General features: G+C 40.6%; 7 protein-coding genes. 4 read left to right on the top strand and 3 right to left on the bottom strand.

Annotation, left to right across the window (positions count from 1 at the left end):
* Positions 1–306: 306 nt before the first annotated feature.
* On the top strand, positions 307–600 hold the full coding sequence (locus OQ5_RS0103645; protein WP_218054491.1) for a four helix bundle protein: 294 nt from the start codon (positions 307–309) through the stop codon (positions 598–600).
* Positions 601–809: 209 nt separating this feature from the next.
* On the opposite strand, the gene OQ5_RS24210 is transcribed toward OQ5_RS0103645, so the two are convergent.
* The 3 genes from OQ5_RS24210 to OQ5_RS24200 all read right to left on the bottom strand — a co-directional run bounded on the left by OQ5_RS24210 (position 810) and on the right by OQ5_RS24200 (position 5,189).
* A complete protein-coding gene (locus tag OQ5_RS24210) occupies positions 810–2,816 on the bottom strand; it encodes a hybrid sensor histidine kinase/response regulator transcription factor (protein ID WP_016776197.1) in 2,007 nt (668 codons plus the stop codon).
* Positions 2,817–2,871: 55 nt separating this feature from the next.
* Entirely contained in the window at positions 2,872–3,441 is a 570-nt protein-coding gene (locus OQ5_RS24205; protein WP_255297368.1) for a ligand-binding sensor domain-containing protein, read from the bottom strand.
* Positions 3,442–3,593: 152 nt separating this feature from the next.
* The gene (locus tag OQ5_RS24200) at positions 3,594–5,189 is read right to left on the bottom strand and encodes a ligand-binding sensor domain-containing protein (RefSeq protein WP_016776195.1); all 1,596 of its coding nucleotides are present in this window, start codon (positions 5,187–5,189) and stop codon (positions 3,594–3,596) included.
* A gap of 373 nt (positions 5,190–5,562) precedes the next feature.
* Here OQ5_RS24200 and OQ5_RS0103635 point away from each other — a divergent pair, with 373 nt between their 5' ends.
* The 3 genes from OQ5_RS0103635 to OQ5_RS24195 all read left to right on the top strand — a co-directional run bounded on the left by OQ5_RS0103635 (position 5,563) and on the right by OQ5_RS24195 (position 10,906).
* Positions 5,563–7,266 carry a glycoside hydrolase family 28 protein gene (locus tag OQ5_RS0103635; protein ID WP_026055096.1) on the top strand — a complete coding sequence of 568 codons (1,704 nt, stop codon included), beginning with the start codon at positions 5,563–5,565 and terminating at the stop codon, positions 7,264–7,266.
* Positions 7,267–7,677: 411 nt separating this feature from the next.
* Complete coding sequence (locus tag OQ5_RS20170; protein WP_255297367.1) at positions 7,678–10,419, top strand: SusC/RagA family TonB-linked outer membrane protein; 2,742 nt, start codon at positions 7,678–7,680, stop codon at positions 10,417–10,419.
* The gene (locus OQ5_RS24195) at positions 10,322–10,906 is read left to right on the top strand and encodes a hypothetical protein (protein ID WP_255297369.1); all 585 of its coding nucleotides are present in this window, start codon (positions 10,322–10,324) and stop codon (positions 10,904–10,906) included. The genes OQ5_RS20170 and OQ5_RS24195 overlap by 98 nt, the downstream gene beginning before the upstream one ends.
* Positions 10,907–10,913: the final 7 nt, after the last annotated feature.

Raw genomic sequence — 10,913 nt, 5'->3', positions numbered from 1 at the left:
CGCATTAATTAGTGTCTGTCCATAAAGTACCATTTGCTGTGTTACACTCGCCGCCAAAATACTCATTTACGAAAAGTAAACTCCGTCTTTGGGGGCTTCGCAAGCCTTGTAACCGGCACTTTCTGAACAGACACACATATTGTGAAAAATTTTGCAGTTTATAGACAAAATACTCCTTTAAGCTTTTACAAATGTCTGGTAATTAATTTGGTTCTACCAAGAATTTAATGATAACTTGCAATTTGTTTATATGTGGTTAGAATATAGTTTAACGTAGTTTATATGTTGTATTTTAGTTTTCAGAAGTTGGAAATTTATCAGCTTTCAAAAGAGTTGGTAAAGGATATTTACAAATTGAGCAGTTCTTTTCCTTCAGATGAAAAGTATGCTCTTGTACAGCAAATAAACAGAGCAGCAGTATCAGTTGTATCTAACATTGCAGAAGGAACAAGCAGGAATGGTTCCCAGGAGAAAATACACTTTATTAATGTTTCGTATAGCTCATTAATGGAGATTGTTTGCCAAACAGAGATAGCTTTAGAATTAGGATACCTGACGAAGGATGCATTTGAAAATATTTCGAAAATGGCAAAAAACTAGCTGTAAAAATGAGCAACTATATTGCATCAATCAAAAAAAGCAATATTTAAACTACATTTAAACAGTGTTTTATATAATATAAATTTTTAACCACTAAAATAGGGATAGTACCATTAATTATTTACTCGATTAATAACACAAATCTATCATAATAAAAACTTTGCGTCATTGCGTCCCTGCGTTTTAGAGTCTGTCAATGTGATTGATTCTCACATCTCTACCTTGTGTTTACTGGGGGGATATCCAAACAATGTTTTAAACTGACGGCTGAAATATTTCACATCATTAAATCCTACCTGAAAGGAGACCTCTGAAACATTATATCCTTTTTCGAGTAGTTGTGCCGCTATTTTCAGCTTGAGCTGACGGACGAACTCAACAGGGCTCATTCCGGTGAGTCCTTTTACTTTGTTGTAAAATACGGTTCGGCTCACGCACAATTGCCCGGCCAGTTCTTCAATGGTAAATTCTTTCGAATAGTTTTCCTGGATGTAAGAGACCAGTGTTTTAAGGAATTCTTCGTCCTTACTTGTTACTTTCAGTGTTTCGGGGTCAATGGTTTTGTTGTCGCGGAATTTTGCAATTATCCGTTTTCGTTGTTCAATCAGGTTGAGAGCTATGGTGTTGAGTAATTTTGTGTTAAAGGGTTTTTGCAAATAGGCATCAGCTCCGCATTGCAGACCGGATATCTGGTCTTCCATTTCAGTTTTTGCGGTCAGCATGATAACGGGAATGTGACTGGTGCCAAAATCTTTCTTCAGGAGTTGGGTTAGTTCCATTCCGTCCATTCCCGGCATCATTACATCTGTAATAATAATATCGGGGTGCTTTTCTTCAATGATATCAAGTGCTTCCCTTGCATTTGTGGCCTTTGTTGTGGAAAAGTTCCTGCTTAATGCGGAACATATATAGTTCAATATTTCTCTGTTGTCTTCAATCACAAGAGCTGTGGCTTTCTTTTCCTGAATGCTGTTTTCAACAACTGTTATTTTCTCCCGTTCAGGTTCTATTACATCTTCTGTTATGGGGTGGAAATGATTATCTGTTCTTTCTATGAATTCGATGTCACTTCTGCCTTCGAGGTGCTTTCTTCCTTTGTGTAAAATGATCTTAAAGGTGCTTCCTTTTCCTTCTTTCGAGTCGACTTTCAATTCTCCTCCGTGCAGTCTCGTGATCTCATAAGCAAGAGACAGTCCGATTCCTGTACCCGATGCTTCCCTGTTGCTTAAAATGGTGTATCTTGTAAACAGGTCTTTCACGTTTCTTTCGGGTATTCCTTTCCCTTCATCAGTAACGGATATAGCAAGTTTGTCTTTTGTGATATGTTCCAGCGAGATGGTTACTTTCTTACCGGGAGGGGTGAATTTAATGGCATTACTCATGATGTTGTACAGCACCACGTCCAGTTGGGTTGTGTCGGCCCATATTTCAGAACTTTCTTTGTCGGCAACAAAATCCAGTTCCAGATTTTTATGTTGTGCCATTGGCAGGAAGCTGTCAAATACTTCCCTGCAGAATTTAATAATGTCAAGCGGAGCTACTTTTAGTTTCATCTTATTATTCTGAATTTTCCTGAAATCGAGTAATTGATTAATCAGGTGCAGCATCCGTTTCCCGTTTTTATGGATGATCATAACTTCCCGGTAAATTTCGGGAGATATGTCGCGTGTTTTTTGTTTGAGGTCTTCTAAAGGCCCCAAAATGAGTGTCAGAGGTGTTCTTATTTCGTGCGAGATATTGGTAAAGAATTTAAGTTTTTCTTCGTTAATGCGTTTTTCTACGGTCAATTCGTTTCGATAGCGGTTTATCCTGGTGATTATTTTTTTGATTCCGGCAATAAAGAGGATGAAGACGATAATGTAACCTGCATAAGCCCAGTCTGTTTTATACCAGGGGGGTAATATAGTGATTTTGAGTTCGCGCGGGTTATCAATCCATCCGCCAAGACGGTTGGTCGATTTGACTTTAAACACGTAATCTCCGGGAGGTAAATTGGTGAAAGTAGCTTTGTTTTGATTGCCTATCTGATTCCATCCGGAGTCAAAATTCTCAAGCATATAGGCATACTGAACAATTCCGGGGTCCTGGAAATCAAGAGCAGAAAACTCTATACTAAAACTTGACTGTTGATGTTTTAGTGTCAGATGTTTGGTGTAAGTGATGGTTTGCTTAAGCGGAGAATTTTCATCCTGAGTCGAAACGTCTTTGTTGAACAACTGGAAATTGGTCAGCTCAATTTTCGGGGTGTAATTCTTTACCTGTAATTTTTTGTCAATTCAGTGCCTCTATTCCTTTGTATCCGCCAAAAAGCATAGTCCCGTTTTGACATTTCAAACAGGTACTCTCCATGAACATATTGAAGCTGAGTCCATTGTTCGTGTTGAAAACTTCGATGGTGCCGGTGGTTTTATTATAACGGTTCAGACCGTTTTCAGTACTTATCCAGAGCTTTCCGTTATTGTCCTCAAGTATTGCAAGAACAACATCATTACTTAGTCCGTTGCTGCTGTTGAATCTTTTGAATTTTGCAACTGAATCATTCATTATTTGTAGTTGATTAAGGCCACCGCCCAATGTTCCAAACCACAATTCTTTATCCGAATCCTGAAGGATGTGTATGACATCATTGTAGCTTAGGCTGTTGGGATTATCGGGGTTGTAGAAGAAACTATAGAAATCCCCTTTTCGGGGATTTTCACGCATATAAAGGCCGAAGCCGGTAGCTACCCACATTCGTCCCCTGGCATCGAAGAGTATATGACGCACCATGTTGCTCCCCAGATTACTGTTCTGACTATGGATGTTTTGAAAATACCTGTTTCCGTTTTTATCTGTTACCACGCGACTTATACCATTCCCATAGGTGCCAATCCAAATTTCATGCTCACGGTTTTCGACAATGCAATAAATATTGTTATGAGTAACACTCAGGGAGTCGTTTTCGGAATGTTGATAATTATAGAAATCAAGATGTGCCGGACTTTTGTATTCATTTACCGGTTTTTACTGACCAGAATACCTTTGCCTTTTGTTCCCAGCCAGATATGCCCATCGTGGTCGGTGATGATGGTATAGATATTGGCTCCGGATACCCAGCCGTTATCGGTTTTGAATTTTTCATATACCGCCAGCTGATTAAATAATGAATCCAGAACATGAAGTCGACCGGCTTTTGTCCCAATCCAGATTCTGCCCTCGTTATCTTCATGGAGCGAGCGTGTTATATTATCAGAAACTTCTTTTATTTCCTGCTGCGGAAGAATATGAGTAAACCCCGGATTCCTCAAAATAACTCTTTCTATGCCACCGAGGTATTGGCCCAGTCCCAGCCATAGCTGACCCGAACGGTCGTGAATGATGCTGGCCACTATATTTGAACTAATTGAATTGGGATTTGAAGGTTCGTTCAGGTAAAAACGGAAGCGGTCTTCGTTGCGTCGATATAGTGCAAGCCCTCCCTCGTGTAACCCAATCCAGAAGTTGTCGCTATTGTCCTCAAAAAAAACGTGTCGTTCCAAATCTGTTGTGTTTTCTCTGTCGGGTGGTGATAACCGGTAATGTTTCGATTCACCTGTTTCGGGATCATAACGGTCTATCCCGAACTTGTCGGATGTAATCCATATTTGGCCGAACCTGTCTTCATAAATTCTGTCAATATTTTTTCCTGCTGTGCGGATGTATTTCCAATCTTTTTTTGAAATATCATAGCAAAACAAACCGGCATTTTCAAATGCGGCATACAAATGTTCTTTTTTGGAAAAGTAAAGGAGCGATGAGTGGTTGTTCTTAAACAGAGGTTCTGTCTCTGTGTTTTTTTGGGTGTAAACCCCGTTGCTTTTGTTTTTGATCAGCAGTCCGTTGTTTTGGGTACCAAACCACAATTCATCTTTGGTTTCACTAAATGTGGTGAAAGAATAATCCACAAAAAAATGTTGAAAATTCGGTGTATTGGATTCAATGTCTTCTTTCGACAGAAAATTGATGCCTCTCCGGGTCCCTATCCAGAGATTACCGGTGCTGTCGCGTCTGACAAACGATACATTGTTGTTTGATAATGCATACTGGCCCCGGTTAAGGAAACGGGTTGTCTTATAGTCTGTTTGCTCTGCATCGTATTGAAGGCGGTAAATACCTAAAGAGCGGAGTCCAATCCAAATCTCATTGCTATTGTATGGTTCAATATCTGAGATTATTGTGTTGTCTTTAGCTTCTTTCACAAGAAAGTCGGGAATGGAATTAATTCTTTCAATTGTAGGATGAAAATAGTGATAATAACCGTCATGCGTCATGAACCAGATAAAATCCTGTTCATCCTGCCAAATATCAGTTATCCTGTTATTGATAAATATTCCCGACTCATTGGTATTTCCTTTGAAAACTTTAAAGCTGTATCCGTCATAACGGTTAAGTCCGTTATTCGTTCCTACCCATAAAAAGCCTTCTTTGTCGCACATCATGGCCGAGACAGTATTCTGAGAGAGCCCGTCCCGGGTGCTGATATGATCAAATCGGAATATTTCCTGACCATTTATCCCGGGAAAGATGATGAGCAACAGTAATACAAAAAGGAAAATGTTATGTTTCTGCATTTTTATTCTGGAAAAAGACGTTATTTTATAGTTACAACTGTGTTCTTTTTAAAGTTAATCTAATTTATCTTTTCAATCCATATCTGCTACTTCATTTTTTTTACAAAAATGCAACAAATTTTTTGTTTTCAGCAATCGTTCAGTATGGATGGCTAAGTGTTAAAACTTTCAAAATCAGTGTTCTGAACATTTATCCCCCATAAAAAGCTGCAATTCAGATAACTTTTTTTGACAATTTGTCCCTTACTTGAATGCCGATTTGAGTCTATCTTGCGGTTGTGTTATTGTAATCTCTTTTTGCATCTCATGAATTCTTCTCTAATCCGTTAAATACGTTGCTAATAAATCACAAAATCTAGAAAATTTTTCACAAATGAAGGTACTTAGAAACTGGTTAAAGTGGAATTTATTATTGTTGATGGTAACTCCGGTATTAAGCTGTTCCGGCGTTAGTACACAGCAGGATAATTCATTAAAATGGATTTACAAAGATGTTGAATTTGAAATGCCGGTGATATCTGAGCCCCAATTTCCCGATTATGTTGTGAATATCAGCGATTTTGGTGCTATCGGAGACGGTATGACAGATAACAGTGAAGCCTTTGCTGCTTCGATTGAAGATGTTGCAGCAAATGGGGGAGGAAAGGTTGTGGTATCGAGAGGTATATGGCTGACAGGCCCCATAAAGATGAAAAGTAACATTAATCTTTATCTGGAAGACGGGGCTGTAGTATTGTTTAGTCCTGATTTTGATAAGTATCCTCTTATTGAAACCAGTTTTGAAGGATTGGAAACCTATCGCTGTATGTCACCGATACATGCCCACAATCTGGAAAATATTGCTTTTACCGGCAATGGCGTATTTGATGGCAGCGGTGATGCCTGGCGCCCTGTAAAGAAGAGTAAAATGACCGCCTCGCAATGGAAGAATCTTGTGGAATCGGGCGGTGTGCTCAGCGATGACGGAAAGATATGGTATCCGACGGAAAAGTCGAAAGCAGGCGACGGGAAAGACAATTTTAATGTTCCCGATCTTAGCTCCAAAGAGGAGTATGAGAAGGTAAAAGATTTTTTACGGCCTGTAATGGTTAGTATTAAGGAATGTAAAGGGGTACTTCTTGACGGACCCACTTTTCAAAACTCTCCTGCGTGGAATATTCATCCGTTGATGAGTGAGAATATCATTGTCAGGAATTTAACAATTCGTAATCCCTGGTATTCACAAAACGGTGACGGATTGGATCTTGAATCCTGCAAAAATGTCCTGATATACAATAATAGCTTTGATGTTGGCGATGATGCCATTTGTTTCAAATCCGGAAAGAATGAAGATGGCAGACGCCGTGGTATGCCAACAGAAAATGTGATCGTGAAAAACAATATTGTTTATCATGGTCATGGCGGATTTGTTGTCGGTAGCGAAATGTCAGGAGGAGTACGTAACGTGCATGTTTCCAAGTGTACATTTATGGGGACTGATACAGGTCTTCGATTCAAAAGCACCAGAGGACGTGGCGGGGTAGTTGAGAATATTTACATATCTGATATTGATATGATTGATATTCCTACCGAACCCATTCGCTTCAATCTTTTCTATGAGGGTAATGCTCCTGTTTTGGATGATGGTGGTAACAGTGTTCCATCGGGTGAATGGAGTGAATCTCAGCCTGTGACCGAAGAAACGCCTTCGTTCAGGAATATTTTCATGAAGAACATCCGCGCCAATGGTTTCGGAAATGCCGGCTTCTTTATGGGATTACCCGAAATGAACCTGCAAAACGTACATCTTGAGAATGCTTTACTTAGAGGAAAAGAAGGAATCGTGATTGTTGATGCTGACGGTATAAATTTCCGAAACGTGAAAGTAATTGTCGAAAAAGGGCCTGCTTTGGCTTTACTCAATGCAAGAAATATTGAAATTGGCGGGCTTCAGTTTGAGACACCTGACATTCCGGCAATAGCAATTTATGGAAATAAAACTGAGAATGTATCAATTCAACAGAGTAGCATCGAAGATATAGAAGCTTCTTTGAAAATAGGGAATAGTGTTAATCCCGACCAGGTGCGAATAGAATGATGAGCTCTTGTCTCTTTTTTTTTCTTTTACTGCCAAAGAGCGAAAGTTTTACTTCAAGCGAAGCCGTTACTTTAGATATAGAGCATCATCTTATGCTTTTCAGGAATATGGCGGATTCTGATCCGCCATGTTCTTTATGAACAGAGAATCCCGATTCGCTATATCCTGCGCTCCTGTTCCGGGTCGAAATTTTCATCGGGAGTATGTATAGTTTTAAATAATATATTAAAAACCAGTGTTTTGATAATCTCTCACCCTTTAGCGTTAACAATTTACAACACCATTTTAGATATTTATTCGGATACCCCCTTGTTTGTGTTGCCATATCTTAGCAAGTGTGAAAATGTTTAAAAATTTAAAGTGCCTGATAATAAAATTCAATTAAACAGCAATTAAAAATCAGTATTTGTTATGATGAAAAATTTATTATTAAAAACGATGTATGTTTTGTTACTATTCGCCTGTTTCTCAGCAGCGGGTAGTGCACAACAGAGGTCCGTTCAGGGAACGGTTACCGACAGTTACGGAGACCCGTTACCCGGTGTAAACATTATTATTAAAGGTACTACAACCGGAACGGTAACCGACATGGACGGTAATTACAATCTGACCGTCAATGACATTCAAAACGATGTATTGGTTTTTCGTTTTATTGGTTTTGCCGATCAGGAAGTTCCTGTTAACGGCCGTACCAGTATTGACGTTCAGATGGAAGAGGAAACCATAGGCCTGGATGAAGTCGTTGCCATAGGTTATGGAACGGTGCGCAAACGCGATTTAACCGGGTCTGTTGCCTCGGTATCGGGCGACAATCTTCAAGGTATTCCTGTAACATCTACTGCTCAGGCCATTACCGGACGGCTGGCTGGCGTGCAGATCACAACTACCGAAGGTTCTCCCGATGCAGAGATCAAGATTCGTGTGCGAGGCGGTGGCTCTATTACTCAGGACAATTCACCCCTTTACATTGTCGATGGTTTTCCGGTAAGCAGTATTAGTGATATTGCTCCTACCGATATTGAGTCAATCGACGTCCTTAAAGATGCGTCTTCAACAGCCATTTACGGTGCCAGAGGAGCAAACGGTGTTATTATAATAACGACAAAAGAGGGTGTTGAAGGTGATGTAAAGGTTAATTACAACATGTATTATGGTGTTAAGAAAATTTCGAATACACTCGATGTTCTTGACCCCTATGAGTATGTGTTATGGCAGTACGAGCTTGCCGGTGAGAGCGGTAATACAGCCCGGAATTTTGAAAGATATTATGGTGTTTTTGGCGACCTGGAACTGTATAAGGCACAACAGGGGCGCGACTGGCAGGATGAAATATTCGGAAGAGATGCGGCTACTCAATATCATAACGTGAGTGTTACAGGGGGTTCATCAAAGACCAGATATAATTTAAGTCTTACCAGAACAGATGATGAAGGAATTATGCTTGGTGCCGGTTACGTCAGGAACAACATCAATTTTAAGCTGAACAGTGAAATTACAGACCGGTTGACAGTCGATTTCAATACCAGATTTTCCGATACCAATGTTACCGGTGCCGGTACATCTACCGAAGGTTCCTCGACCAACAGCCGTTTGAGGCATGCCATTAAGTATGCCCCGGTCAGGGGGCTACAGGATTTCCTTGCTTCGGTTGATTATGATGCCGACATGGAAGCTGCCAGCCAGCTATATAATCCCGTTGATGTTGTAAACGATGATTACAGAAATTCTGATCGCAGGAATATTACTTTCAATGGAGGTGTCAGCTATGAGGTGATTGACGGGTTGAATTTAAGAAGCGACTGGGGTGTAGAGTTCGAAAACAGAAGAGACGATCGCTTTTACGGGCCGTCAACTTCCCAGTCGAAAAATGACAGTGGCGGTACGCCAATGGTAACCATTGACACACGAGAGGGGTTGCGCCAGAGGGTCTCCAATACGGTTTCCTATGAAAAGGATGATATTTTGCCCGGGCATAATCTGAGTGTTTTGGCTGGCCATGAATATTATTCATACAAAGCTAAGTCGCTCGATATGGAATCCAGGTTCTTCCCCAATGATGTTACAATTGATGCTGCACTGGCCATGATGAATCTGGGAACACCGCAGCCTACAGAATCCTTTGAGTCGCCCGAAGACAGGCTGAACTCTTATTTCGGACGACTGAATTACAATTACCTGGACAAATATCTGCTCACTTTTACCATGCGTGCCGATGGTTCCAGTAAGTTTGCCGAAGGTAACCGTTGGGGATATTTCCCATCTGTTGCTGCTGCCTGGAGGATCAATGAAGAACCTTTCCTCAGTGGTTTCGATCTTCTTTCTAATCTTAAGCTGCGGCTTAGTTATGGTACCGCCGGTAACAACCGCATTGGAAACGATATGTGGAAGATGCTCTATACCACAAGTGATGGGGATAAGCCTTATTTTATCGATGAAGAGCGTCAGAATCAGCTTGTTCCGGGAAGTACTATTGCTAACCCCGATTTAAAGTGGGAAACTACCTATACCAGAAATGCCGGTTTGGATTTCGGATTCTTCAATAACCGGATCAGCGGTTCTTTCGATGCTTATTACAATACGACAAAAGACCTCTTGATCCGTGCCAATATTCCTACAAATACCGGCTTTGATTATCAGATGCAAAATATTGGTGAAACTTCCAACAAAGGGGTTGAACTTTCTTTGGATGGATATATTATTCAGCAGAGAGATTTCACGCTCAGAGCTTCATTTAATATAGCTTTCAATATTAATAGGGTAGAGGAGTTAGGCGATGTAAAAATGTCCCTCCAAAGCTCGGGATGGTATGGAAGTTCTTCAGGACCAACGGGTGATTATCTCCTGAAAGAAGGCGAGCCTGTTGGACAAATGTGGGGATATGTAACCGACGGAATGTATAAATACAGTGATTTTACATACGATTCGGCAACAGAAACATATACACTTAAAGAAGGCGTTCCTGATAACAGCACGCTGATCGGGGCAAGCTATTTTGGACCCGGAACTCTGAAGTTTAAGAAACTTTCGGGTGAGGGAAATATTGTTAATCCCGAAGATGACCGTACCATCATCGGTAATGCTAATCCCGACCATACCGGAGGGTTTAATCTTACAGCAACCTATAAGGGATTCGATTTCTCAGCCTTTTTTTAACTGGGTTTATGGCAACGAAATATACAATGCCAATAAGCTTGAATTTACCTCTTTCCCCGATTCACGGCTTTACGGAAACCTTTTGAGCATGATGAACTGGGAAGACAGGTTTACGACCGTTCATCCTGAAACAGGAGACTTTGTTTATAGCCCTGAAGGTTTGCAGATGCTTAATCAGAATTCTAAAATATGGCATCCGATGATGAGCCGGGTGGTTCTGCACTCCTGGGCCGTAGAAGACGGTTCATTTCTTCGCCTGAACAATATCACACTTGGCTATACACTTCCAGAATCGTTGCTGGACAGATTTTTTGTAGATAAACTGAGATTCTATGTCACCGGATATAATCTGTGGACTTTGACCGATTATTCGGGATACGATCCGGAAGTCGATACCCGGCGTTCCACTCCGCTTACTCCCGGAGTTGACTATTCCGCATATCCCAGAAGCAAGTCGGTTGTTGCAGGTGTTAATCTTACATTCTAAAAATATT

The organism is Anaerophaga thermohalophila str. Valhall, assembly GCF_000250735.1.
GTDB classification, from domain to species: Bacteria; Bacteroidota; Bacteroidia; order Bacteroidales; family Marinilabiliaceae; genus Anaerophaga; species Anaerophaga thermohalophila_A.
This window is presented reverse-complemented; position numbering and strand designations above follow the sequence as displayed.